Annotated in this window: 23 protein-coding genes and 1 pseudogene; 11 read left to right on the top strand and 13 right to left on the bottom strand. The window is 69.0% G+C overall.

All coding sequences use genetic code 11. From position 1 onward, the window contains the following. Nucleotides 1-273 precede the first annotated feature (273 nt). The 8 genes from V3T34_RS04715 to V3T34_RS04680 all read right to left on the bottom strand — a co-directional run bounded on the left by V3T34_RS04715 (nt 274) and on the right by V3T34_RS04680 (nt 11,057). Nucleotides 274-1,251 (bottom strand): phosphoribosylaminoimidazolesuccinocarboxamide synthase, encoded by a 978-nt coding sequence (locus tag V3T34_RS04715; RefSeq protein WP_305077798.1) that lies wholly within the window; start codon nt 1,249-1,251, stop codon nt 274-276. A 177-nt stretch (nt 1,252-1,428) separates the two neighbouring features. Next, entirely contained in the window at nt 1,429-3,348 is a 1,920-nt protein-coding gene (locus V3T34_RS04710; protein WP_305077797.1) for a TniQ family protein, read from the bottom strand. Beyond that, nucleotides 3,299-5,194 (bottom strand): TniQ family protein, encoded by a 1,896-nt coding sequence (locus V3T34_RS04705; RefSeq protein ID WP_305077796.1) that lies wholly within the window; start codon nt 5,192-5,194, stop codon nt 3,299-3,301. The genes V3T34_RS04710 and V3T34_RS04705 overlap by 50 nt, the downstream gene beginning before the upstream one ends. Next, nucleotides 5,191-6,330 (bottom strand): TniB family NTP-binding protein, encoded by a 1,140-nt coding sequence (locus V3T34_RS04700; RefSeq protein WP_305077795.1) that lies wholly within the window; start codon nt 6,328-6,330, stop codon nt 5,191-5,193. Before V3T34_RS04700 ends, V3T34_RS04705 begins: the two co-directional genes overlap by 4 nt. Beyond that, nucleotides 6,309-8,453 carry a Mu transposase C-terminal domain-containing protein gene (locus tag V3T34_RS04695; RefSeq protein ID WP_305077794.1) on the bottom strand — a complete coding sequence of 715 codons (2,145 nt, stop codon included), beginning with the start codon at nt 8,451-8,453 and terminating at the stop codon, nt 6,309-6,311. The genes V3T34_RS04700 and V3T34_RS04695 overlap by 22 nt, the downstream gene beginning before the upstream one ends. Then, nucleotides 8,450-9,013 (bottom strand): TnsA endonuclease N-terminal domain-containing protein, encoded by a 564-nt coding sequence (locus tag V3T34_RS04690; RefSeq protein WP_305077793.1) that lies wholly within the window; start codon nt 9,011-9,013, stop codon nt 8,450-8,452. Before V3T34_RS04690 ends, V3T34_RS04695 begins: the two co-directional genes overlap by 4 nt. Before the next feature lie 846 nt (nt 9,014-9,859). Continuing rightward, nucleotides 9,860-10,006, bottom strand: a complete 147-nt coding sequence (locus V3T34_RS04685) for a hypothetical protein (RefSeq protein ID WP_305077792.1) — start codon at nt 10,004-10,006, stop codon at nt 9,860-9,862. 466 nt (nt 10,007-10,472) lie between these two features. Next, entirely contained in the window at nt 10,473-11,057 is a 585-nt protein-coding gene (locus V3T34_RS04680; protein ID WP_305077791.1) for a hypothetical protein, read from the bottom strand. A gap of 1,416 nt (nt 11,058-12,473) precedes the next feature. On the opposite strand from V3T34_RS04680, the gene V3T34_RS04675 reads away from it, so the two are divergent. Both V3T34_RS04675 and V3T34_RS04670 read left to right on the top strand, forming a co-directional pair. After that, nucleotides 12,474-12,716: a hypothetical protein gene (locus V3T34_RS04675; RefSeq protein ID WP_305077790.1), complete on the top strand. Its 243-nt coding sequence runs from the start codon at nt 12,474-12,476 to the stop codon at nt 12,714-12,716. Nucleotides 12,717-12,827: 111 nt separating this feature from the next. Next, nucleotides 12,828-13,295 carry a hypothetical protein gene (locus V3T34_RS04670; RefSeq protein WP_305077840.1) on the top strand — a complete coding sequence of 156 codons (468 nt, stop codon included), beginning with the start codon at nt 12,828-12,830 and terminating at the stop codon, nt 13,293-13,295. A 134-nt stretch (nt 13,296-13,429) separates the two neighbouring features. On the opposite strand, the gene V3T34_RS04665 is transcribed toward V3T34_RS04670, so the two are convergent. From V3T34_RS04665 to V3T34_RS04650, 4 genes are all read right to left on the bottom strand, one after another. After that, a complete protein-coding gene (locus V3T34_RS04665; RefSeq protein WP_305077789.1) occupies nt 13,430-14,062 on the bottom strand; it encodes a 7-cyano-7-deazaguanine synthase in 633 nt (210 codons plus the stop codon). Then, nucleotides 14,059-15,090, bottom strand: coding sequence for a PfkB family carbohydrate kinase (locus V3T34_RS04660; protein ID WP_305077788.1), 1,032 nt, complete (start codon nt 15,088-15,090; stop codon nt 14,059-14,061). Before V3T34_RS04660 ends, V3T34_RS04665 begins: the two co-directional genes overlap by 4 nt. A 152-nt stretch (nt 15,091-15,242) precedes the next feature. After that, on the bottom strand, nt 15,243-15,452 hold the full coding sequence (locus V3T34_RS04655; protein ID WP_305077787.1) for a hypothetical protein: 210 nt from the start codon (nt 15,450-15,452) through the stop codon (nt 15,243-15,245). Nucleotides 15,453-15,706: 254 nt separating this feature from the next. Continuing rightward, a complete protein-coding gene (locus tag V3T34_RS04650; RefSeq protein WP_305077786.1) occupies nt 15,707-16,648 on the bottom strand; it encodes an 8-oxoguanine DNA glycosylase in 942 nt (313 codons plus the stop codon). Between V3T34_RS04650 and V3T34_RS28530 the strand changes: the two genes are divergently transcribed. From V3T34_RS28530 to V3T34_RS04610, 9 genes and pseudogenes are all read left to right on the top strand, one after another. Continuing rightward, entirely contained in the window at nt 16,574-16,822 is a 249-nt protein-coding gene (locus tag V3T34_RS28530) for a helix-turn-helix domain-containing protein (protein ID WP_407942675.1), read from the top strand. The two genes, V3T34_RS04650 and V3T34_RS28530, sit on opposite strands and share 75 nt — an antisense overlap. Nucleotides 16,823-17,025: 203 nt before the next feature. Then, nucleotides 17,026-17,585, top strand: a pseudogene (locus V3T34_RS04645) (class I SAM-dependent methyltransferase); the annotation flags it as partial. Between the two features lie 307 nt (nt 17,586-17,892). Then, nucleotides 17,893-18,672 carry a hypothetical protein gene (locus V3T34_RS04640; RefSeq protein ID WP_305077785.1) on the top strand — a complete coding sequence of 260 codons (780 nt, stop codon included), beginning with the start codon at nt 17,893-17,895 and terminating at the stop codon, nt 18,670-18,672. A 12-nt stretch (nt 18,673-18,684) separates the two neighbouring features. After that, nucleotides 18,685-18,990 (top strand): hypothetical protein, encoded by a 306-nt coding sequence (locus V3T34_RS04635; protein ID WP_305079779.1) that lies wholly within the window; start codon nt 18,685-18,687, stop codon nt 18,988-18,990. 259 nt (nt 18,991-19,249) lie between these two features. Further along, on the top strand, nt 19,250-20,311 hold the full coding sequence (locus V3T34_RS04630) for a hypothetical protein (RefSeq protein ID WP_305079780.1): 1,062 nt from the start codon (nt 19,250-19,252) through the stop codon (nt 20,309-20,311). 381 nt (nt 20,312-20,692) lie between these two features. Beyond that, the gene (locus V3T34_RS04625) at nt 20,693-20,821 is read left to right on the top strand and encodes a hypothetical protein (protein WP_305079781.1); all 129 of its coding nucleotides are present in this window, start codon (nt 20,693-20,695) and stop codon (nt 20,819-20,821) included. Nucleotides 20,822-20,968: 147 nt separating this feature from the next. After that, on the top strand, nt 20,969-22,918 hold the full coding sequence (locus tag V3T34_RS04620; protein WP_305079782.1) for an AAA family ATPase: 1,950 nt from the start codon (nt 20,969-20,971) through the stop codon (nt 22,916-22,918). Between the two features lie 98 nt (nt 22,919-23,016). After that, entirely contained in the window at nt 23,017-23,859 is an 843-nt protein-coding gene (locus V3T34_RS04615) for a metallophosphoesterase family protein (RefSeq protein ID WP_305079783.1), read from the top strand. Between the two features lie 4 nt (nt 23,860-23,863). Further along, nucleotides 23,864-24,787, top strand: a complete 924-nt coding sequence (locus tag V3T34_RS04610; RefSeq protein WP_305079784.1) for a 3'-5' exonuclease — start codon at nt 23,864-23,866, stop codon at nt 24,785-24,787. Nucleotides 24,788-25,242: 455 nt separating this feature from the next. Here the strand turns inward: V3T34_RS04610 and V3T34_RS04605 are convergent. Further along, nucleotides 25,243-25,398 (bottom strand): transposase (locus V3T34_RS04605; protein ID WP_331369106.1); only part of this gene is annotated, 156 nt, incomplete at its 5' end.

Raw genomic sequence — 25,398 nt, 5'->3', positions numbered from 1 at the left:
ATGGGAGAAGGATGACGCACCGCAGCGATGGCGTCGCGGCGGTGCAGCCCTCTTTGGGCGTTTCCTCCCTAGACTTCGGGCCGCCTCGCAAGGGCGGCCTTTTTTCTTATGCTGGTCGTTTTGGGCCGCGCGGTCTTGGCCGGACGACCACTTTCTCGACAGGCACGACCCTGCGTGTTCCGCCTCGGCGTCCGGACGAGGTTCGGCATTGCCGCGTCGAGAGCCGCACCGGTGCGGCTCCCCTGGGTTCATCGGGATGAATGCCCCAGCCCGTCAGGCCGCCAGGTAGGCCGCGATGTTGCGGCGAATGCGGTCGAGCGGCGCCTCGCGCGTGTCCGGCAGGGCGAAGCGCTCGCCCGTGATCGTCTCGAACGCGCTGACATAGGTGGCGGCGGTCTGCAGCACCACTTCGTGCGGGATCTCCGGTACGGCGTCGCGGTAGGGGTCGCAGCGGGCCGCGACCCAGTTGCGGACCACGTCCTTGTCGAAGCTCTCCGGGAGGGTGCCGGCCTCGAAGCGCTCGGCATAGCTCTTCGCGAACCAGTAGCGGCTGCTGTCGGGGGTGTGGATCTCGTCGGCGAGCACGATCCGGCCGTCGGAACCGGTGCCGAACTCGTACTTGGTGTCGGCGAGGATCAGGCCGCGCTCCGCCGCCAGCGCCTGGCCGCGGGCGAACAGCGCCAAAGCCGTCTCCGACAGGGTGCGCCACTGCGCCTCCGTCAGCAGTCCCCGCTCCAGGATCTCGGCGGCGGAGAGCGGCGCGTCGTGGTCGCCGTGGCCGGCCTTGGTGGTGGGGGTGATGATCGGCTGCGGCAGTTGCTCGTGCGGGCGCATCCCGTCCGGCAGGCGGTGGCCGTACATCTCGCGCTGGCCGGCCTTGTACAGGGTCAGGACCGAGGTGCCGGTGCTGCCGGCAAGGTAGCCGCGCACCACGATCTCGACCGGCAGGATGGTGAGGCGCCGCCCCACCACCACGTTCGGGTCGGGATAGGCCAGCACGTGGTTGTCGCAGATGTCCCGCGTCTTCTCGAACCAGTAGCGCGCGGTCTGGGTCAGGACCTGGCCCTTCAGCGGGATCGCGGCGAGCTCCCGGTCGAAGGCGCTCAGGCGGTCGCTAGTGATCAGGATCCGCCGCCCGTCGGGCAGGTCGTAATTGTCCCGCACCTTGCCGCGGTAGTGACCCGGCAACTCCGGCAGGGTCGCCTCGGGCAGGACGTAGTCGGCGAAGGGCGCCAGCGTGGCCGTATCCATTGATTCTTCCTGTTCCTATAAGCGCTTTCTCAGCGCCGTTGAAAAATAAGAGGAATTCTGGAGTTTTAACCTATATCCTGTTGGGGAGCTATACCCAATTGCGTCGGGAATTTTGCCGTTTTTCACCCAAATCGGTGAGGAGTCTGTTGGAGCCGAAGCGTGATGACGTCGAACCAATCACTTGGGCGGGCGCTTATGACGCCGTTTCCGTCGAGCCCTATGGTCCCGCGCCTCCTGCGTATCGGTCAGGGCAGCCTCGACGTCACAGAACCGATATACCTCAACGAAATGCCCTTGCGGAACCGGAGCGTGCTTCAGGCCGAGCTTGTCGATGATGGCGCGCGTCACAATGCGCGATAGATCGTATCGTTCGGCGAGATGGCGAACGGTGCCGTATTCATCACAGAAGCGGTCGAAATCAGCCCTTCGCACCCACCAGCGCTTGTTCGTTCGGCCGAGAGCCTGTCGTCCGGGGATCAGTCCGGATCGGACCAACCCGAGGAAACCCCAGTAGTTGACGCCGAACCGCTTCGCGGCTTCCTCAAGCAGCATGCTGTCGGGGCGATGCCCGTGCAGGGCGACGACCTCTCCCACGGATACGAGAATACCCTGCAGTCCAGGGGCGGACGGCAACCTTCCCCTGGGCCTCACGCGGCCGTCGAGGACGGCCGGGAGCAGACGGTCCAATCCGACCCGTCCCTTGAACGATGCTGCCGGTAATCCTGCCAGGTCCCCCACCAGGTCGTGGCATTCGGGGGCATCGCCGGATAGCCGGCCAAGCAGTTGCTCAAGCTCCTCCGGTGAGTAGGTCCTGTCGCGGCGGCCAGTCACGACCGGATCGTGGGTGGCGACTACGCCGGCATCGACCAAGCGCTGGAACGCCGGGACGCTGATCCCGAGGAACCTGGCGGCGTGCCGTTGCCCCAATGTTCGTGTTAGCAGGTCGCGAACCTTAGAAACCGCCTCCTCGTCGATCACGATCCTGGACCGAAGATCGGTGCCCGAGGGAAGAAGGCCAAGTTGCTCGGCGACCGCGACGAGCGTTTTGCGCCTCACCCTCAACTGGTTGGCGGCTTCGGTAAAGGTCACTCCGGCCGGAGCGGACCGCCTCGACTTCTCGGCATGATTGCGTACGGCGGCCCGCAGAAGCTCAAGCGACCGTTCCGGCGACCGGGCCAGCCACATCGAGAGGGCACCATACGCGGTCCGTGGCGAGAGGCTCTGCATGTCGCGCGAGGGCACGTCCTCGACCATGGCATCGAGAAGCGCCTCGAACGACAGCGGCCAATCCGCGAGAAGCTCCAATCCGCGCCGGCGCGCCGCCGCCTTGGTAGCGTGGTCGGCCCGGCGCATGTCGAGCGCTCGGCCGTGGCCCGCAATCCATCCGACGTAAAAGGCCGCCCATATAGCCGCCTCCAACGTGACGCCGTCCAGGATACGCGACGGGAGCGGCTCGCATCCGCCGAGACGCCCGACCACGTATCGGTCCAACGAACACTCGTTCGGTGAACGCGGGATGGCGGCCGCGTTCGTCAGGTCCCCCCCGCACCGGCATCGCCAGGGCCAAGCGCAGTCGACGTCGACGGGCTCGGCGCATGCGGGACAGGCGCGCAGGAGCTCGCAATAATGGATCGGACAATTGTCGACGTGGACCACGTCCCACCAAGCGCGGCGGTATGGGCGGAAGAGTCGGGGGCCGTCATTCTCGACCGTTCCCCGCAGGTCGCCTTCCAGGCAGCGCGGGCAATACCGTCGCTTCTTCGGCGCCCAGGACCTCGCCAGGAGCGTCTCACCATTCAGGACCACCGCCTGACGTGGCCCCGAGCTCACGGCGGTGTACCGGGCGATGTCCGATCCAGCCAGACCCGCGAGGTTCTCGACCGCCTCGATCCTCCGGCCGGCCAGGACCTCCCCGAAATACCGAAGCCCGACCTCAGCGGCGAAGGCGCGGCAGGATGTCTCGCCGTTCCTGGCGGCCAGCCGGCCGAACAACGAGTATGCCGGCTCGGGCCGGAAGCGCACGCGCAACGCGCGCGGCTCGAACTCCTCATCCCTGTTGCGGCGGTCGCGAGCGGGCTTCGGCAACTCCTCGGGCAAGCGGCACGTCCGTCGCGGCGGGACCGGGGACCGCGTGGAATGCCGTCTCCACGTCGGCCCGCCGGAAGATGACCTGCCTGCACGCCGGCGGGGCGGCGACAGGGACGACGGAGAGCCGTCCGAGCCGCGAGACGACGGCTTTCGGCGAGGTGCCGAACATGGCAGCTGCCTCGCTTCCGGTCACGTATGCATCACGGAACCGGGCCAGTCCAGCGCGGTCGACCCGCGTCGCCGAACCGCATCGCCGTCCCAGCAACCCCACGCGCGCAAGGTGGCGTGCGGCCTGGTAGTGCAGGCGCAGTTCCGCCGCCGCCTGCTCGATGCTTACATTGCCGTCGGGGCGCCCCGGCTTGAGCGCCTTCGGATCGACGAGGACTTGCGCGAGCGTACGGGCGTCGCCGACCACGCCGGCGGGCGACACGTCACCCGCGAGGATGCGCCGGCAGGCGTGGTCGAGCGGGACCCCGGCTGCCTGGCAGGCCGCCGGGAGCGGGAGGATGCCGTCCGGTCGCGTTTCGAGCCGGTTCGCGCCGGCCGCGAGGCGACGAACCAGATCCTCGCACGCCTCCCGGCGAATGCGAGTGGGCTTGGCCTCGGACGGCCCGAGCAGACCGGCCGCGGCGATCCTGCCTGCCTGCGACTTGCCGATGCCGAGCAGGCGGGATGCCTCGTCGATTCCGACGAGCTCGGCTTGCTCCCTCAGGATGGTAGAAACCTCTTGCGAGGAGATCCGGATGCCGACACCCCGACGCGCACCGCGCGGGACCAAGCCACGTCGGGACGCCTCCCGTTTGATGCGCGCGAAGCTCCACCCCATCGAGCGCGCGGCTCCGGAGATCCCGGGATCGCGCGGCGACGGCGTGGAGAGCAGCGCGCCCTCCCGGTCGGAGATCACCCCGTGCTTGATTGCGTGGCCACGCATCGCCGACCGCACCGCGGACCCGAAAACCGAGGCATGTTCGAGCTTCGCCGCCCAGTGCTCGTAAGCCCAGCCGTACGTCCCCGTCAGTCCGGTCCCGGTCCCTCCATCCCGCGACCGGGCGAGCCCACGGTCGAGCGCCGCCACGAACTGCGTCGGCCAGGACACCAGCGCGCGAAACGCGACTTCCCGGATCTCCGCGGCGGCCGCGGCATCCCGGCGTGGCTTGAGGGCGGATAGAGGCCCCGTGATGACCAGCCCGAGCCGTTCCATCTGCGGAACCGCTTCCCTAAGGTCCATTTCGCCAAAGAGCGGAACGTCGGTAGGCCAACCCGCGAGCCGTGCAGCCGCGTATTCGGAAAAGCCCGCGGGCCCCCGAGGATCCGGCGGACGGGGTGCGGCCAGGCTGCAGCCACATAGCCTGCACCGACCGGGAGCGCATCCCCAAGCCGGACGGGCCCCGCAGCGCGGGCAGCCGGCGCTCAATCCCGTCCCGTGCGTCGGGCAGCGCGTTACCGACAGGACATCCCACCAGAGGCGACGATGGACATCGACGGCAGCGTCGCGCCCGGCGGCTCGCGCGAGCAGGACGTCCTCGCGCACGCAATGCGGGCAATATCGGCCGCCGTCCTTGGACCAGTCCGCAAGTCCGACGACGGTATGGCCGATCCGGACCGACCGCGAGCGAGCATCAACCTTCGGGGAAGACAGCAGCAGGTCGGTTGCGTCCACGCGCGCGAGCATCGCCAGGCGTTCGACCCCTCGGCCGAAACCGAGCTTCCGAAGGCTCAGCCCATGCTCGTGACAGAAGGCGGCCAAGTCCCCGTCCCGATGGCGCGCTGCGAGCCGTCCGAGGAGGCTCGCACCTCCCTCGTACGGCTTCGGACGGACACGTAGCGCGAGCGGCTCGACGGTCTGCCGGCTCACGCGGCGAGCCTCTCCTCAACGTCGTCCCTGACCGGCCGGTAGGCCAATTGCCTCGGGCGACGGCGGTTCGCGCGCTCGGACATTGTCGCGTGCTCCCTTGCCATCCGCACCCAGAGCTTCAGGAACGCGTCCTTGCCGGCGAGGTAGGGATTGCGAGCGGTTCCCCGGGCCAGTTCGCGTGCCGGCACCGGTCGCGCGTCGGGGTCGACCGACAGTTGCGGCGCCCCGGCGGGCTCGAACCGCTCCCAGACCTGTCCGAGCAAGGTGAGATCGATCCGCCTTGCCTTCCTCTCCAGGGCGACGCTCAGCGCCTCGCTCAGGGTCTTCGAGACGAGGCCCGGATAACCGCCCGTCGCGCAATACAACCGCTTGGCCGTCTCGTGCTCGAAGAGGAACGACGGCTCGGGCAAGCCGAGCTGGGCCTCGAACAGCCCGAGCATGGCCATGAATGCGGCGCGCCCCTCGATGGAGGACCAGGAATAGGGATGGAGCACGACCGGCGGCTGCATGCGACGCCGCAGCTGCGGGTAGTCCCGCAGGTGGAGGAGGCTCGGCAGGCCGGCCAGCACGATCTGCGTGCCGAGCCGGTTGAGCAGACTTTTGAGGAATTCAGAGACGTCCTCCTCGTTGTCCTGGCTGATGTGCTCGCAGAGGTGGTGCGCCTCGTCGATGAGGATCAGCTCGACCTTGAGCTCGTCGCAGAGCCAGCCGATCTTCGCGATGATCTCGTCGGTGTTCCAGGTGTCCCGAGCCTTCGACCCGAGCGCGCGCATGATGGCCGCGACGAACGATCTCTGCGTCGGGCGCTTCGGGGCCTCGACGAGGATCACGCGTCGGACGTCGCCGTCGGGGCCATCCGTCAGGTGCGGATGGTCCTCGGCGTAACTTTCGAGGATGGTGGATTTCCCTGCCCCGGAGGGTCCGGCGATGACCAATGCCCGTGCCTTCAGGCGGCGGCGCCTCTCGGGCCTGTACCGGGCCTGCAGATTCGCGATTTCCGCCTTGCCGTCGAGCAGGGCTTGGTGAGGCACTGTCCGGGTCTCGAAGTCGACGACGACGTCCCCGCCGCCAGCCGCCTCGGGCCCCGGTCCGATCGCTTGCTCCGTCGCCACCTTCACGCCGACCTCCTGGTCCATTGTGCCATCATCGCGAGCATCGCCGCTTGAACGTCCGGGTCGGCGCCGCCTCCGGCCGACCCCGAGTTACCAGCCCGGTCCCCGCCGCCCTCATGACCCTCGGCCTCGCCCCCAACGGGAACCGGCGCAGGATCATTCGCGGGCGTCGGCTGTCCGACGAGCGGCGTGAAGAAGCAGCCGTTGTTCAGCCCGTACCGTGCCGCCCGCGCGGCGGTGGTCTTAGCCTCGGTGTCATCCAGGGCCACGGCCGCCTCCTCCGCTTCGAGGCGCTGCCCTTCGGCTCGGTGCAGATCGGTTACCGGTCCGCCCTCCGCGAGCCTTCGCGCCCGCTTGTCGTTGGTCCTGGCCTGGTGGAGCGACACCCCGGCCGCGAGTTCGGGCCGGTCGCAGGGCACCACGATCCACCGGCCTGTCTCCTCGTCAAGCACCTCGACCTCCCCTAGGTCGAACGGATCGGCGCGGACTTGGAACCGCTTGGTCGTGCCTCCGCGCCGGCGGCGCAGCTCCTTAAGGTCGTCGTGGTAGTAGACGAGCCCGAAGATCTTGATGCCGACGTTCGTGATCGGCTTCAGGAAGGTGGCGCCCATTAGGCGCCTGATGTCCTCGTAGGAGCGCACGCCCTCGACCCGGTCCACCTCGGCGTGGCGTTGCCACTCCTCAAGGGGGGTTCCCTTCAACCCGTCATGGAAAGTCACATGGTAATCGTCCACAAAATATCTTAGCAGCTTCTCCTTCACCTCCGAGAGATTCAGCTTGGCACTCGCGACTGATTTGTATTCTCCTCTTTTCGATGGGCTGCTGAATGTTTTTCCCTCCATGAGGTCGAAGACTTGAATTCCTATCCTGCCGAAAATTCTTTCGACCTTACCCTTCAACCAGGGTTGACGCGGAGGTAAGTTGACGACCGTGAAGCCCATCGACAACTCGGAGAGCTTCAGGGACCGACTGTGGAATTCTTTGCCGTTGTCACAGAACACCAGCCGGGGGATGCCCTCGGCAGGCCACGGATTCCTCAGCCCCAATCCCGTGAGGTCCTTGGGCCAGAATGCGTGGGCTAAACACCGCTGCAGTGAAGCGAAGCTCGGGGGCTCGAAGCTCACGTGCACCCCGAGCACCATCCGAGTACATCTGTCCAAAGCCAAGGTAATCCACGGCCTGCCCAAGGGTCTACCTGACGTCTCGTTGACGACGATGATGTCTAGAAGGCTGTGATCGACCTCGATTTCTTCGAGTGGCTTCGCAGGCGGGCGCTTGCGTTTAAACACGCCGGTTTCGAGATGCGCTTTCCGCCAATTAAAACGTTTCTTAATTTCTTCATGTTCAGAGTAGTTTTTCAGAAGATATGCTCTAAAGCATTTATAGCTTACTTTGAAGCCTTTTGATTTTAATTCTTTATTCAGAAGCTTGTGGACTTCGCTCAGCGATGCCCGGCGGTCGTTGAGAAACATTGTTTCAATGTAGATCTTCATTCTCTCAGGGATGAAGGCTTTTTCATCCTTGAACCGCGATGTTCGGTTCCCGCGCTTCTCGATCAACGGGACCAGGATGCGAATGTCCCGGCTCACCGCCATCCAGGGGTGATACCAGCTCTCGATCGTGCTGGGCTTGGGCGCGGCCAGGGGCTCCCGGGGCTTGTCCGGGTTCTTCAGCAACTCGGGGGGCACGCGGCGGCGCTCGGCGCGCGCCGTTTCGCGGGCGGCGGCGGCCTCGTCGTCCTCTTTCTGCCACGTCGGTCCTTTCTCGGCGAAAATCTCCGACGCTGCGCGCTCGAACGCGGTGTTCAGAGGAATGCCTTCATTGTGCAATCGGTACGCATGCCAGAGATACTCCGCGCGCCGCATCGCCTCGATGCACGACTCCGTCTTGTTGCTCTCGAACGTCCTATTGAGGAGCTCCTCCTGGTCCGCCGTCAAACCGGCCCGGCCTTGGGGATAGTGCTCGATCTGCTGGCGCGTGCGGGTGATGTCATGGTCCGTCATGGTGCGTGTGTCGCCGCCGCCGACCGGTTCCAGGCGCCAGCCCCGGACGACGCGTTTCCGCACGACCCAGAGATGCGGGGTACCGTCCGCCTCCGTGATTCGGAGATGGTCGCCCTCCACGTACCGTTGCGGGCTGCCGCTCATCGTGATGCACCTCCTGCCAGTATCCGCGTGGACGCCCCGAGCGCGAGGTCCAGGTCCAGGCCGACCTCGCCGCGCGCGGCGAGGCGCATGGCCGCCCGAAGGGCACGGACCGGCGGCAGGCCGCCTGCCCAGGCCGCTTCCCCGACCGTCGCGCAACGCGGCAGCACGGCACGGACGCGCTGCTCCGCCAATGCGTCGCCGACACGGCGACCCTCGGAGAGGACCGCCCGGGAGTTCGAGAGGCGCGGCTCGCGCCTGATGTCCTTGTCGGTCCAGACCTCGAAATCGGCCCCGAGCGCCGCGCACTCCGCCTCGATGCGCTCCCTCCGACCCCGCAGGACGGGATCTCGGGCGAGCCGGCGTGCAGGCTTGACCTCCCGAAACGTGCGGCCGAGCGCCGTGACGACGAGGAGATCGGGCGTGTAACGGCGGACACGGCCGGCATCGCGCCACTGGAACGTGACCGGCTGGGTCGCGAACTGCACGACTTTCCAGTCCACCTCCAGCAACACGAGGGCGTCGAGTTCGAGCAGGCTCTCGAACGGGACGGGCGCCCCCATCTTGCGGCTCGGGTGATAACCGGTCAGGGCCCCCGTCCGGCGGCCGGTGACCACTTTCCTGGCCGGCGGTCGCATGGGCCTCATATGCGGCGCCCCCGGGGCTCGCATGAGACCGCCACCCCCAAGGCCGACTTGCCGGAATACATGCCCATGAGCACGCGGCGTCGCACCGGCGGCTCGCCGCAGCGGCGGACGACGAGCGCGCTCATCCAACGACGGTCGAGAATGGCCGTCTCTTGCGTGCCGCGCCCGTCAAACCCGGCCTGCCAGCGAGGGACTTGGCAGGGGGACGAAACAGCTTCCACATGGCGATGGGCGACCGCCGCAAGCGCCGCAAGCACCTGCTGTCTCCCGCGAACGGCATCGTCGAGGGCAGCCACGCAGCGCGGCCGTCGGGTGGCCTCGTTCGTTTGCGTCGTTGCATCATGTGCGACGACAGCGTCGCGCGATTTGCGGGATTGTGGCATGGGCGCGTCCGTTCGCGTGACGAGAATTCGGTAGTGGGAGGGACGCCGCGGCGGGCAGCCCTCATTGAAGGGACCGCGCTTCTCAGGCGCCCACAGGGTCGCCGGGCCTGGGCTCCGCCCCGGCCTTGTCCGTGGTCGTACCGACAGCCGGCTTCTTGGGGAGAGCGGGCCGTCGAGGCGCGCGGTGGACGGGTAGGACGATGCCGACGATGCTGAAAAGGGTTCGGTCGGCCGGTCGGAGGGTGTCCTCGCACATGGAAAATCTCCCACGGCCCGGCGGCCGGCGCCGGAGCCTGATCGTTGTGGTGAGGGGGTGCGGGACCTACGGCCCGTTGCGGGGCCGTAGGTCCCATGCTAGACAAGGTTGTCCGGTAGAACGTCAGCCCTTTGAAGCACCGAACGCCTTGGGTGAGGCGTGGACTTCGTCCGTCGGCTGGTAATCGAAGTCCGCGTCGAGCAGGCCGACTGCATCGGCCAGCCCCATGTCAGGTGCGTCGTCGAGCGCCTTGATATCCTCGTCGATCAACTGCAGTCCTCCTCGCTGTGGAAAACCACGGCGCGTGCCCGCAGAAATCCGCCTTCCCGCTTGCAATGAGCGCGTGGAGCGGGCATAAAGAGGATTCCTCGTCGGGTTTTTGGCCCTGCGAGTCCGGCCGGTACGAAGCTCCGTAAAGGGAATGGCCGAGCGGTCGCTTGGCGTGGTTGGACACGCCGAGCGATCAAGGTCTCCCCGACGCGATGACAACATCGCGCCGGGGAGCCGCCTTGTGGATCGGCCAAGGGAACGCTTCCGTTTGCCAGAGGTGGGCCGCGCGCCATTGCCGGCAATGATCTACTCCACACCGCACGCTCCCGCTGGTTAAGTGATAGGTTCAGCCAACGTCCTGACATGTTTCGTCCGGACGCAGTTAGTTTATCTAGTAGACGTAGTGTGACTTAAATATTTAACTGCAGTATATATTCAAAGTTTAGGTTTACGGTCAGATATTTACTTACTTTATAGTTGAGTTCGCATTTATTCTAGACTTGCTTCTTACGCGGCCTAGGTTTTCAGGAATTCCACGCTTCCGATCATTCTGCTCGCCGGCAATATTTTTGGGACCATTTCCGATTGAATACCAATGCATTGCTTGTCTATCATGACGAACCAAGCCGTTGCGCTTCAAAAATAGCTTAGCTTTCTCGCTCGCGTCTTTGCCATATTGGGATTTGACAACAATCTCATTAATAGCCTGGCCCGACAATCCTGCGTCGCCAGCTTCAGCCAAGGCATCAACGATGAGCTGGGCCACCCGGGACCGGAGCCGCGGGATTGGCTGCGCCTGGCCGTCCGAGCCGGTGCGCTCGGCTGCCTGAGCGACGTCGAGACACTCGCCTGACGGCGGATCGGCAGCCACGCGGACGGTAACTTCGGCGAGCCGGCCGGCCACCCTTGCGCGTCCGGCGGCAGTGGTGGCCTGAAGTTCCAGTAGCGCGTTCTGCGCTCCGACCAACATCGTCATCAGCGCGTGTACCTTCGCGTCCAGCTCTTCGTAGGCCTTGAGCTCCTCGGTCAATAGGTCGGCGTTCGTCCGCATGAATGCTCCGGCATCCCCTGCCGCCAATCTGGGGCGCTCGCGTTCCGGAGTCAACTGTAAAAACATGGACCAGGCATGGTGGTCGTCGGCAATGCAGAGATGCCTCCATGCCTACGCGCCCTGCCGCATTCCGGTGTCGTCAGGTCCAGGTCCGGTCCGCCGTCGCACCCTCGGCGCAACCGTTTCGGTGGTACGGCCCGCGAGGGGCCATACCTCGGTGGCGCCACCGGATCCGCGTTCGCAATGAGCCCATCAACCGTATGGGCTTGAGTCTAGGAATATTAGCAAGGAAACCGCCAAACATGCAATGCTCTAATAGAAATGGCAAGACTCCTGCTGAGTCTATGGTTAACAAACCGTTGCGTCCGCCGGCCCACCGCTTGGCCATGTCCCGCAGATAGCCGACCCCGTATCCGGTCTTGGGCACCATAGTTCCGCACCGGAGCGACCACGCGTATCGTAGGGTCACTCCCGATAGCGGCCCTTCGACTTTTCTGGCGACGCGGACCACCCGCCCCTCGGGTATGACTGAGTGTCGCGATGGGTGCCGCCCACTCCTGGCCGCGTAGCCCATTAGGCGCGCGCCCGGCCAACGTTCGCCAGCTCGTGCGCCGCCGGAAAAGCATGGTCCGTGTCGAGGCACCGTACGTGAGTGCCGTGGCGCCCGCCGATGGGACGAGGGCCTGGGCGCCCAGGCCCGCCCGAGCCAGGTGGCCCACCGGGACCGGTGGCGCTCCGCCCCCGGACAAGGCGCGAGCGGCACCGTGCCTCTGGCGACTGAGGAGGTCCCGTTGCGCGCCTCGCAGGGCACCAAGGCGATGCCGGCCACAGGGATGCCGACAGCCGGGATGGCTGGTCCGAGCACCACGAGGGTCACGACGGCAGTCGGCGTCCGGGGCAAGGGATGCCGGATCTTGTTGGCCATCTCGACGATACGGGCTCCGACTTGAGACGGCCCGACCAATGTGCCGTAGGACACGGCTGCGGCGAGCGCCACGCCGCGCAGGCTAACGCTTCATCAGGTGCACCGAGACCGACGTCGTCACTACACTCGGTCATATGGGGTAGCGAGAAACCTTTGTTGATGGCAGCGTTTTCGCCTTGACACCATGGCAACCTTGTTCATGCTCCGTTCCAGTTCGTCAACCGCTTGCGGGCCCGCGTGCCGTCCACCTTCCCCACCGTCCAGACGCGGCTGCCGGACCACCCGGCCCTCGACGCCATGGACGACCTGTACGGACGCATCGAGCGAACCCTCCACGCCGCCATGAAGGCGGGAGACCATGGAGCGGCGACCTCCAACTCACCCTCTACGAGCGCTTCGACGTCACCTCCGACTACGTCGACCACGTCAGACGCGGCCTCGAAGCCAAGCTCAAGGCTGTCTGCGAGGGCGCGGCAGCCCAGGCCCAGGGGTTGAGGGAGAAGGCAAAGGCCAAGACCGCCCAGGCCGAGGCCAAGGACAAGCGCCTTGCCAAGGAGCGGCTCAAGCGCGAGAAGCTCGACGCCAGGCGACAGGCGCTCCACGACGCCGTCGCTGCCGTGCGCGAGCCGGAGCCAGACCCCAAGGCCGCCAAGCGCAAGGCCAGGGCCGCCGAGAAGGGCAAGGTGGAGAAGGCCGACCGGCTGATCGACCGCCTCAAGCACCCGATCCACTAGCACAGGCGCAAGGCCGACGCGCTGCTCGCCGACGCCAGGCGGCTCGACGAGCGCGCCGCAGACCCGTCGTTCGCTTTCGGAACCCGCGACCTCTTCGCCGCCCAGCACGCGTTGTTCAAGAACGGCTTCGCCAGCCACGAGGAATGGCGCAAGGCTTGGCGTGACGCGCGGTCCGCCCAGTTCGTCAGCGAGGGCAATGCGGGCAAGACTGACGGCAACGCCTTCGTGCGCCTCAACCCGCGCGAGGATGGTACGTTCAGTCTCGAACTCAGGCTGCCCCGTGCCGTCGCCCACCTCGCCGACGGCGGTTACCTTGCCTCGAACGGCACCTGCATCCACTCCGTGATCCTCGATGGCCTTTGGTTCGGGCACGGGCGCCACACCGTCGCCGACGGGCTCATCCGGCACCGGCTGCACGCGCTCGACCCGACCCTGCCGCCGGGGCCGCCGGTCAGCTACCGCTTCGTCCGCGACGAGCGTGGCTGGCGCGTCATGAAGCTGAAGCTCGTGAAGTGCGCGATGTATGGGCGCGGCAAGCTCGACCTTCTCCAGGCCCGCCTCATCGGCCCAAACCCGTGAGCTGTATCATCAAAACCGCGCCAGTGCCCTTTTCCACGCCGATTCACAGGAGGTCGCCCGCATCGGCCCTGGCGTCCGGGCGGCGGGGCTTCGGCAGCGGTCGCCGACGCCCGAGCGGCAGTCCCGACATGTCTTCAGACCCTCGCTCGTTCGGCGAACCGGTCAGCCGCGTCCCGGGTGTCCTCCTCCCGCGCAAGGCCGGCCAAGGTCTCGCGGTGCTTCTCGCAGCCGCGGCATTGCCCGCAGGCGTATTCCATGACGTGGCAGGAAAAGGTCGCGCCCAGGAGGGAACGGGGCAGCCCCGACACTCGAAGAAGCTCCAGGGCCGAGAGGCGGCGCGCCGGTGCCGTCACCCGCACGCCGCCCTCCTGGAGGTGCATCAGCCGGTCGACGGCGCGCAGGAAGGGCGCCCGCCCATCGGCGTGCACATCCGTGTCGATCGCACCGAGCAGGATCTCGGTCAGTCCCTCCCCGACGAACCGCATGCCGGCCAGGGTGACCAGCATCTGGTTGCGGTAGGGCCACCACTCGGGCGCCCGCGCCAGGTCCGAGGGCGGCCGCCCGGCGAGCGGTCCGAGGCCGAGGGCAGACAGGTCGACCCGGACGACCTCGTGGCGCAGCCCGAGTTCGTGGGCGACCGAGGCAGCCGCGGCGATCTCCCCCTTGGCCGGCCGCTGCCCATAATCGACCGTCAGGCAGGCGTCCGGCCGCTGCCAAGCGGCGATGGCCGCCGAGTCCAGGCCGCCGGAGAGCAGGAGGAGCCTCATTCCATCGCAGCCCAGACCGTGCGGTAGAGCGCGGAGGTCAGGTCCCGCACGACCGCGCAGCCGCTGCCGGTGAGCATCGTCAGGTGCAGGTCCTCGACCCGCTCCGCGAGGACGACCACCGGCTTCCCGTGGGCCCGCGCGTAGCCGACCTCGAACAGGGTGCCGGGATCGGCGCCGTCGAGCAGCGCGAGCACCGCGGCGCATCGGTCGAGGCCTTCGAGGTCGGCAGCCGCGGTCTCCTCTGCCGGGCGTCCCATCCCGACCTCGTGCAGGGGCGAGAACACCGGCGCGCCGAGCGCCTGCAGCCGTTCGAGTGCCTCCTCGACCAGCCAGCGCTGCGCGAGGTCGAAAAAAGGGCCGGCCAGGTAGATCAGGCCAGGGCGGCGACCGGCGGGGAGCGGCGTCTGGGCCCCGAGTTCCGCGGGCGTGGGCAGGGGAAGCGCGTGGTAATCCACGAAATGCGCGACGTGGCGCGAGGCTAGGTCCGCGGCGACGGATGGTTCCAGGCCGCGCTCGCCCCAATGATGCGCGAAGGCGGCGCTGAAGACGTCGCCGGAACCGATCTTGAAGACGCGCTCCGAGCGATAGGCCGGGATGTCGCTCGGTGCGCTTTGGGCCCGAAACACCCGGGCCCCCTCGCACCCGCGCTTGACGACGACGACCTCGGCGTCGTGCGACGCCAGGAGCGCGGCGCCGACGTCGTCGCCCGCCGCGCCTGTCGCCACCTCAGCCTCGCCCTGGTTCAGGACTATGGCGAGGGTCTCGGCCCGGGAGCCGTTGGCGCGAAACGCCTGTGCCGCCTGGCCGGTCTGGGGGTCGTGGACCGCGCGTCGCGCCTCGACGACGGCGTCGCCCTCGACGAAGCCGAAGCGCAGCACGACGTCGCCGGACACGGAAAGGGCCGCCTGCGGCGTCGGCTCGGCGGGTTCGAGCAGGGCGGGCGAGAGGGGATGGAAGTAGGAGAACGAGATCCGCTGGTCGATGGGCCGCACGCTCGCGGTTACCCCGAAGGCGTGCAGCGAGCTCACGATGTCGGGAACCCAGGTCCGGTGGGCGTAGGTGTGCAGTTGCGTCCCGGGGGAGAGTCGGCCGACGGCCGCGGCGGCCCGACCGCCGGACCCGAACAGGCGCCGCCAACGCGGAACGGTACAGACTTCGAGGTAACAGCCTCCGGCGATGATCAACGCGTCACCCGCTCGACCAGGACGTGGCAGCGGGTGCGGTCCACTTCGATGACGCGAGCCTCGTACCGGTGTCCCGCCCGCAGGCATCCCAGGAGCTGGTCCAAGCCCTCGATGCCCGCGAGCGATCCCGCGATCTGGGCCGTCGGCCGCGTGCGGCATACGGCCGTCTCGAAAGCGTCGTCCCGGTGGAGGATCACGTCGAGCACGTCGCGCTCCCGCACCGTTGCCAGCACGGGGACACGCACGCTGATGAGTTCGGTGTCGCAGCGAAGGTCGCATGGATCTCCGCTGCCCCCGCCGCCGGTCCCACCTCCGGTCTCCCCGACCCGGCCGGTCGGCCGGGAGGCCGGGGCACCCGGGCCTGAGCGGGCCCCCTTGCGCGTGCTGGACTTGCTGCCGCCTGACATCGAGATCCCTGGACGCAATTCCCAAGGATTGTGGCCTCTTTTGTTAATCGCCGTCAAACGGGTCCACGGCCGATATTCCTCATCGCGCGCCACATCACCGCGTCGAGCAGCGACGGCCTGGCGCCGAGGGCGCTGCAGAATTCGAGGAAGCGCCGCTCCAGGACCTCGTAATCACGCGGGACCCGCATCGAGCGGTCGAAGAGGTTGATCAGGATGCCAGCCCGGATGATGTGGATGTCGAGGATCGCGACCTCGTCGCTGCCGAGCCAGTTGCGCGCGATCCAGGATGCCGTCTTCGGCCCGATGCCCGGAATCCGCATCAGGTGGCGCCGGAACGCCAGGGCTTCGCCGGTCGGGGGCGGATCATCCTCGATCATCCGCAGCGCGACCGAGAGCCGGCGGGCCCGCTGGTGCGGGAAGCGGTAGCGGATCGGGCGACCGTGGAGCAGGACAGGTTGCAGCAGGAGGGTCTCGATCTCCCGCTCGCTCGGCCGGCGTCCGGGCACGAACAGGCCTTCTTCCAGCAACCGGTCATGCACGGCATGGTTGACCTCGGCCGTGATGCCGTAGCCGCCGAGCAGGCAGAACCCGACCTCTTCCTGCAGGCTCCCGTCGTGGTTCACGAACCCGTCGGATTGCTCGCACGCCCGGCTGACCATGTCAGCCCAGAACGCGGCGCTGGGCACCCATTCCGGCCGCCCCCAGCGGACGCCGGGCACCACCTCGGCCTCCGGGTCGGGCTGCGGGCGCCCCGCGAACGGCATATGGCGGTTCGGTTCGAGCATCACTTCCCGGCCCCTTGACGTCGCTCCTGAATATTCATTTTCATTCATGCGATGGAAACGCGCAAGGCAGGATCGACCGACGACGGGCGCGAGGCGCTCGCGGCGGCGCTCGAACGGGCTCGCAGGGAGGACGGCCTGAGCCAGCAGGCGCTCGCCCGCGCCCTCGGCTCCAGCCAGGCTAATGTCTCGAAGCTGCTCCGTGGACGACACGTCCCTCGTCCCGCACTGGCGAAGGCAATCCGAACCTACCTTGCGACGCGGCACGCAACGCCCGAGAGCCTCTCCTCGGCGTGGCAGGGGCGCCTGCTGGCGGCCTGCGAGCGCTCGAAGGCGTTCCGCGACATGGTCGATGCCGCCCTCCTGCTCATGAATGAGAATGAATGATGCGGCGCGCCCGAGGGATGCGAAGGGACGCTGCGCAGCTTGGCAGGATTCCTGCCGCCTCGACAGGCGAGCTGCGGTTCGGTCGCGGCCACGGAACACGATCGCCCGCCGCACTTGATCGCCCGCGCGGCAGGGGCACGTGGGGCCTTGTTCGGTGCGAATCCAGGGAGGTCAGGGACGGCCATGAGCTTCTCACCGACTTCATGCTGCCCCGACTCCTGGACTGGGCCATGGCGAACGAGGAACTCGTTCCTTATCGGCCGCGGGTGGCTGGTGCAGCCGCCGGCCGCGTGCTGGAGGTCGGTCTCGGCTCCGGATTGAACCTTCCGTTCTACGGCTCCGGGGTGAGCCACCTCATGGCACTGGAACCCTCACGTCCTTTGTTGGCCCTCGCCGAGCGGCGGTCCGTGGCGGGCCGCCTTCCCGTCGCGTTCGTCGCGGGATCCGCGTTGGCCATCCCCCTCGCCGGCGGCAGCGTGGACACGGTCGTGACCACATGGACCCTCTGCTCCATGCCTGACGCCATGGCAGGTCTTGCCGAAATGCGGCGCGTGCTGCGCTTCGGTGGCACCTTGCTGTTCGCGGAGCATGGCCGCGCCCCGACCGGTGGGTCACGCGCTGGCAGGACTGGGTCACGCCCGCCTGGAAGCCGCTCGCCGGCGGCTGCCACCTTAACCGCCCCATCGCCGATCTCAGCCGAGGCGCAGGTTTTGGGCTGATTGACCTGCGCACTGGCTACGCCCGGGGCTCGCGCCCGTTTACGCACCGGAATACCGCTGTGGGCACCGACGACACCGTCCGGCACCTCGGCGACTGCTGCGACCGCCGCGGCGAGGATCACGCCCGATCAGTCTTCGCCCGTTTCGACCGGCGCGGCCTCGGACCTCGTCCCGGTTTCCCGGACCGGCGTACGGACACGGAGGGGGCGCAACCGCGTCCAAAGCCGCAACGCCTCGTTAACCATCACAACCTCAAACCTCTAGCTTTTAGAGATTTCGGTGGCGGGATAATATTCCTGGCCTTATAATTCCAACATCAGAAGTGAAGCGGGCCACCAACGGAGGTCTCCCGTGATCATCGCGTTCTTCTCTGACGACACGTCGGCTCTCCATGCCGCCCTCCTGGCGGGAGCCGCCCTCGCACGCCTGGCGGGCTCCGCGGAGGTGGGGCCGGACCTCGCGCCCGGCGCCACCGCCGCCCTCTTAGAGGCCCTGGGCGCCGCGCGCGCGGAGAACCGCCATCTCGCCGTCGCCCTGCCGTTGGCGCGCCTTGCCGACCGCGCCGTACGCGGCAGCGTCGACCTCTCGGTTGTCTGCCACGGGCCGACGCCCCTCGCCACGGCAGTCGCCCGGTACGCGATGGCCTGCGTGAGCGCCTCCCCCGACCCCGCCTTGGATCCTCCATGGATGCTCTCCTGCTGCGCCCGTGCGCGTCCCTACGGGCTGCGCGTGCTGCCCGTCGCCTCGCCGCCTCTGCGTTGCGACGAGGCGGCACACCTCCGCCGCGGGTGGCCAGGCCCTTCCCTGGCGGCCCGCGCGGCGGGCCTCGCCGCTGCCCTCTGCCTGGCGGCCGAGGATCCCCGCGCTGCCTCCATCAAACCGGCCGACCTCGCCGCGCTCCTGGCCGGGCCGGCCACGGCCTCGGAGGTCGAGCTCCGGTCCAGGCTCCTGGACCTCGCCCGCGACCTCGACGGGGGCGACGCCGATTCGACAGGGCCGTCGCGCCCCGCGGGCGCCGAGCGCGCGAGGCGAGCCCGCCACCTCGCGCCACGGCGCAGGCCTGTCGCGCCCCGCCACGAAGGCTTCGCGTCCCGCCCCCCCGCCCGCTGCACCTGCACCGTCGCCGGTTGAAGGAGGAAAGACATGACCACTCGCGCCACGCCCGTCCCGCACCCCGTCGCCGCGCTCGACCCGCCCCGGAACGCCCGCCGCCGCGGGCGCCCCGCCCGGCGCCAAGCCCTGGACCGGACCCGTTCCCCGCTCGCCCCGCACCTCCTCGCCGATGCCCTCCTCGTCGACGAGCGGGAGCACCTGGACCTGGAGGCGCTGACGGCAGACCTCCTGGACGGTGATTTCGACCGGCAGGACGACGACTACGCGCTCGCCCCCGCCAGGCACATGCACCGCGCCGTCCGCGATGAGGAAGACGCTTGGTCCGCGAACGGGTGACAGGCGGGCCCGAGCCTCGCCGCCCTGCGATATCTCTCCCCTAGGAAAGGGGGAGGGGTGCTGAAGCGAACGCGGCAAGTCGCCGACGAGACGGGAATACGTGGGCCGCGCTTCACCTGGCGTATCCACGACCTCTCAGGCTGCGCTGGATTGAGGCCAGTGCTCGATACCTGCTTGTCAACCTCGGCCCATAACCCGAACCGCTCGACGCCCTGACCGGCTCGACGGTCGGGCTGCGCCCCCCTTCACGGAGGCTTCCTTGATCGCCGCCATCTTCGGCTGCCCCGGGCGCACGGACGCCGCGCATGCCGCCCTCATCCTCGCCGACGCTCACGCCGTGGCAGGCGATGCCACGACCCTCGTGCGCGTCACGCTTCCCGGCGAGCCGCGCCTTCCCGCCCTCGCCATCCGGCCCGATGCGATGCGGCTGGTGGAACACGAAGCATCGACCCTGCGGGCCGCCGGCGTCCTCGTCGAACGGGAAACCGCTCAAGCGGTCCGAGCGGGGCGTCACGTCGTGCTCGATCTCCCGCCGCGGTGCCTTGCCGACCGGGCCTTCCGGATGCGGGCCGACGTATCGGTCGTCGCCGTCGGCCCGACCCCGTTCGACGAGAATGCCGCGGCGTGCGCCCTGGCCGCCGATCCGCACGCGGAACGGGACGCCGGCCGCCAGGTGCCCGATGCTCTTGCCGAGGTCGCTCCGCCCTGGCTCCTGGGATGCGGGCGAGGCGGGGGCGCCCCGGCCGCGCGGGCCTTCGAGGACGCGGTGGGACGCCTCCTCGGCGGCATGGCCGCCGGACGCCATGCACGGGTACTTCCCGTGGTCCTGCCGGCGCTGAGCCGCAAGGAGGCGCTCCGCGTCGTCGAGGGGGACCGGACGGCGAGGACCCTCGTCGCCGGGCTGACCCTCCTCGCCGCCCTGCGAGCCGCGGCCGGGAACCCCAATGCGGCATCCATCGACGGGAGCTCGCTCGCCGACGAACTCCGCGCCGTCCTCCCGAACGCCGGCCGGCCGGACGAGCGGGAGGCCGGGGATAGGCTCCGCGACCTCGCCGACGAGCTCCAGGGCATCCGCGACGGCGTGAAGCCGACCGGGGAGGACCTGGCATCGGCTCCCCGCCTGGAGGACTGGAGCGAGGCGACGCGCCACGTCCGTGTCGTCACCGGCCGCGTCTACGGACATCCGAATATCCGGGATGGCCAGCGGATCCTGACGTCCGACCTCTACGCGTCAGATGGCGCGACCTGGGCGCGGACGCTGTCGCGGTACTACCTGCTCGGCAAGCCTGCCCGCCCCATCGACGGCGGCGGTCTGCACTAGCAGGTCCTACCCATCCGAAGACATCCACCCGCGCCGCCCGGCCGTCCGCCGGGATGGCGGAGCCATGCCCGACCCGGAGGTCCCATGCCCCACAGCCGCCCGGCCGACGCCGACGAGCCCTCCAACGCGGCCCTCGGGGACCGTCGGGGGCCTCCCCCCACCCTATCCGCGTGCCATCCGCTTGCCGCGTGGCGCGTGCTCGGCCCGGGCGCCGTCGACGCCGCGACGCTAGACGAGATCCGCCGGGCGCTCGCCGGCCCCGTCCTGCTGCACCATCGGCTGTGGCGCAAAGCCGTAAGCGGCGACGCTGCCGCCATGGTCGCCGTGGCCGTGGACGTCGTGCACGGCCGAGGGTCGGACGAGTTTGCAGGCGACCTCGCGATGAGTTGCCTGCTCGTCCATGCGCGGGCCGGTTGCGACGTCGCCGCCTTGGTCCTCGCCCACAACCTCGCCGTCCTGTCACGCCGCAGCGCCCTCGACGGCAACCCCGCGGAGGTCGGCGGCCGCTAGCGGGCACGGCCGCACGCGGCCGGTGCCGTCCCCTCGGTCTCGCCCGCCCGGCGCCTACCGCCATCCCTCTGCATCGAAGCCCACACCCCTAACAACGCCCGCGCCGTCCCTCCCGGCCGGTGCCGATCCCCATGCGCGAGACCTCACATGCATGACCTTGCCTTCCTGCGCGAAGACCTCGACGACACGGAGGCCGCCTCCTCCCCGGCCGACCGCCGGGGCCGGCGCATGCCTGCCACGGAAACCCTCGCTCGCCTCGCCGTGGAGGACGCGCTCGGCGACCGCCCGCGGCGACGCGTGAGGCGCGCCGAAGCGCTCGCCATGGTCGTCGAGGTCCCATCGGCCGAGTGGGTCGATCCGGTCCTGGAAGCGTGCCGGGCGCTGTGCGAATGGTCGGCCACCTTCGCCCGGACCGGCTCCTCCCGGAACGAGGACCGGCCCGACAAGGGCAACGACAAGGTCGCCAAGGCCCTTGCGCAAGGTGGACGGGTGCTTGGGGTGTCGCACGCCTGCGAGCGCCACCTTCCGGCGGCGCTCGTCGCCGCCGTCGACGTGCGCATCCGCGTATCGGTCCCCTCGAACGACGTCGTCGCGCGTGTCATCCGGTCGGCGACCGGCCAGCGACCGCCCGCGATGCCGGCCCGCGTGGCGGCCGGGCTGGGCTACTGGGAGCTGTGCAGCGCGATCCGCGGAACGTCGGCCCGGGCGTGCGTCCAGCGGCTGGTCGCGGCGAAGGAGGCGAAGTCGGTGGCCGACGCCTCCGGCGCGGAAGCGCCAGCCTTCGAAACCCTGTGCGGCTACGGCGCCGCCCACGACTGGGGCAAGAGGCTGCTTCGCGACCTCGACCTCTGGAAGCGAGGGGAGATCCCGTTCCGCTGCATCGACAGGAACGTGGTGCTGGCATCGGACCCGGGCCTCGGAAAGTCTACTTACGTTAGGTCGCTTGCAAGAGCGTCGGGTTTGCCACTCATCATTACATCTGTATCGGCTTGGTTTTCATCCTCTAGTGGTTATCTCGACGCGGTTATTAAACAGATAGATACGGAATTCTCGCATGCGGCATCGTTGGCGCCGTCTATAATCTTCCTTGACGAAATCGATAGTATTCCAAACAGAGCAACCATGACTGAGCGAGCCAGGGAATATTGGAACTCTATTGTAACTCATATGCTTTTGACGATTGACAACTACACAGCAAACAATGCGGCAGATATTTGCATTATCGGCGCCACCAACCATGCGGACAAGCTCGATGCCGCGCTGGTCCGGCCGGGACGGCTCAACCGGGTGATCCGGATCGAGCCGCCGCGGGCGTCCGACCTGGCCGCGATCTTCCGCCAGCACCTCGGCGCCGAACTCGCGGACGTGGACCTGGCCACGCTAGGCGAATTCGCCCTCGGCGCCACCGGCGCGCAGGTGGCCGCCTGGGTCCTGGAGGCACGGGCCCGGGCCCGTGCCGAGGAGCGGCCGCTGCGGGCCGACGACCTCTTCGGCGTGGTGGCGCCTGAGGACGGGCGCTCGGACCAGGAGCGGGCGCGCAGCGCCCTCCACGAGGCCGCGCACGCCGTGGGAGCGGAGATCCTGCGGGTCGGGCGCGTCGCGCAGGTCGACCTCGTCCTGCGTGGCGACTCCGCCGGCGCGACCAGCATCAAGCCGCTCCTCGGCTCCTCCCCCACCCGGGACGAGTTGGAGCGCATGGTCATCTTCCTGCTGTGCGGCCGCGCGGCCGAGGCCGTCTTCCTAGGGGAGGCCAGCGCGGGCGCTGGCGGGGACGCCGCGTCGGACCTCGCCCGGGCGACGGCCTTCGTCGCCGGCATCCACGCCTCGCTGGGCCTCGGCGACGCCCTCGCCTACCGCGGCACCATGGAGGAGGTCGCGCGCTCGATCCGGGACGACCCCGGTCTGCGCGGCGCCGTCGAAGCCGACCTCGCCCGGCTCCAGGCCGAGGCCGAGAAGCTCGTCTGGCGGTTCGGCGAGGCCGTGCAGGCGGTCGCCAAGGCACTCCTCGACCGCCGCGTCGTCGGCGGCGACGCCCTGCGCGCGTTGATGGCCGGCCACGGGGCGGGCGGGCGTGCGACGGAGGGAAAGCGGAAATGACGCGCCACGTCCCGCCGCCGGCCGGGCATGCCGCGCCAGCGCCGGTCCCGCAGCGGGTTCCCGCGAGCCCCCCGGCCGCCAAGCTGCGAGTCTGGGTCATGTCGGACCTCAGGGTCGACTTGGCGCCCCTCCGGCTGCCGGATCCCCTGCCCGCGTTCGATGTGCTCCTGGTGGCCGGGAACGTGTCGAACGACCTGGGCTCCTCCCTGTCCTGGTTGGCCGACAACCTCGCGGGGCGCCAGGGCGAGCGGCCCGTCGTGCTCGTTCCCGGGAACGCGGAGTTCTGGAACGGCCGGGGCAAGGCGGACACCCTGCGCGAAAGCCGGATCCTCGCCTCCCGCCTCGGGATCACCCTGCTCTCCGACGAGGCGGTCCGGATCCCGGACGCGGGCGGGACGGGCGTCCAAGTCCTGGGCAGCACGCTTTGGACGGACTGGGGCATCGAGGGACGGGACAGGGCGACCCTTGCCCGCGGGTACGCCCGCCGATTCCACCCGGACTGCCGGCGCATCCGGCTCGGCCCGCGCACCCGCTACCTGCCGCACGATGCCGCCGGGGCGCATGCCCGGAGCCGCGCCTTCATCGAGGACGCGCTCGTCAGCATCAAGGTCCAGTCGGGAAGCTTCGGGACCTCCCCGGTCGCGCTCGTGCACGGCACGCGTCCCGGGGACCGCGCCATCGTCCTGACCCACCACGCGCCCAGCCGCCGCTCGCTGGCGCCGAGGCCCCCGCACGGGCTCCCGGTCGATTGGGGCGCGGCCGCGCAGGCTTCCGACCTGGAGCATCTCATGACGGCATGGGGCGCCCCCGTCCTCTGGGTCCACGGCCACGTGCCCCGACCCGTGGACCTCCGGATCGGGCGGACCCGCGTCGTCGCCAACCCGCGGGGCCGCCGCGGCGACCTCGAAGCCTTCCATCCGGCCCTCGTACTGGAGACCTGACACGATGCCTTCCCCTGCCCAGGGCATCCTGCCCTTCCCCGCGTCGGTACTTCACGGCCGCCCCGTCCCGGCGCGGCCGGCTCCCGGCCGGTCGGCCGCGTCCGGGCGAACCGCGCCGGCGGTTCGGCCGACGACGCTGCTGTGCCTCGACATCGAGACCGTCCCGGACACGGAGCTCGTGCCGGCGGACTGGCCCGCGGACAAGTTCCCGAAGCCCGCTTGGCACCGCGTCGTAGCCGTGTCCTACGCCCGGGCGCGCATCGTGACCGATCCCGCGACGAGCTTGGAGACCTACGTCGTGGAGCACTGCCGGAGCGGAGGCGAGGCGACCTGGGGCGAGGAGCGCCTGCTGCGCGGGTTCTGGCGGCTCTTCGACGCCGGCGCGCACCGGCTCGTCACCTGGAACGGCAGGTCGTTCGACGTGCCCGTCCTGCAGTTGCGCGCCTTCGTCCACGGCATCCCGGCCGGTGCCTGGTACCGGCGGGGCGACAGGTGGTCGGGGTACTCCGCGAGGTACTCGCAGGAGTACCACGCCGATCTGCTGGAACTGCTCTCGGCCCATGGCGCCTCGACGCGCATGGGCCTCGACGAGATGGCGGCCGCGATGGGCCTGCCCGGGAAGGCGGGCGAGCACGGCTCGAACGTCGGGCACCACATCGCCGAGGGCGACATCGAGCGCGTCCGGAACTACTGCGAGTGCGACGTCCTGAACACCCTGGGGCTGTACATCAGGTGGTCCTACCTCTGCGGGCAGTCCGACGAGGCGGGGCACGACGCGTCCATGCGCAGCCTCGTCGACTACCTCCGGCGCGAGGGGGTGCAGCGTCCCCACCTCAAGGCCTTCCTGGACCGGTGGGCCGCGTCGGCGCGGCCCGCCCCCATGCATGTCGCGCGCGGCGGTCGCGCCACCGAGCCAGCCGCTCGGTGACCGACGGCGTCCGATGCCGGGCCACGCTCCCGGTCAGCGTGAGCCCGGCGGGAGACGCGGGTCTCGCACGCGACGCGGCGCGGACGGTCGGGATGAGCTCGCCGGTCGAAAGCGACAGCGGCGCCTCCACGCCCACGCCGCCGCGGATCGACTCGCCGCCGGTGTGCGCCGTCGCCGTAACCTCGACGGTCCTGACGGTGAAGGCGGCGTACCAGGGCCGCCGCTTCCTCTTGCTCTTGAACGTCACGCCAAGGATCTTGGCTCGCTGGGCAGGGGCCGCTCGCGGTTGAGGCGGACGGGGTGGTCGATCCTCCAGCAGGATGCGCTCGCCCCCGGGGCCCCAGGCCCGTGGCCTCCAGAAGGCCGAAGCTGCGCCAGCGCGACCTCGGCTTGAACCGCGTGAATCCGACCTTCGCGCGCTTCCGTACCCAGCCGAAGAAGCTCATCAAAATATCCTAGAAACCTCGGCCTTCAGACCGGGGAGGCCGCGCATTCTCTCGCTGCTGTCGGACGTATTGGGCGACCACAGAAAGCGGTGCGCCGCCACAAGACGCCACGAAATACGACGGAGACCAGAGAATGCCCTGGTGGTAGCGACCCGAGATCTCGGG

It is taken from the genome of Methylobacterium ajmalii (genome assembly GCF_036448855.1).
Taxonomy (GTDB): Bacteria; Pseudomonadota; Alphaproteobacteria; order Rhizobiales; family Beijerinckiaceae; genus Methylobacterium; species Methylobacterium ajmalii.
The sequence above is the reverse complement of the archived record's forward strand: the minus strand, read 5'-3'. Positions and strand labels throughout refer to the sequence as shown.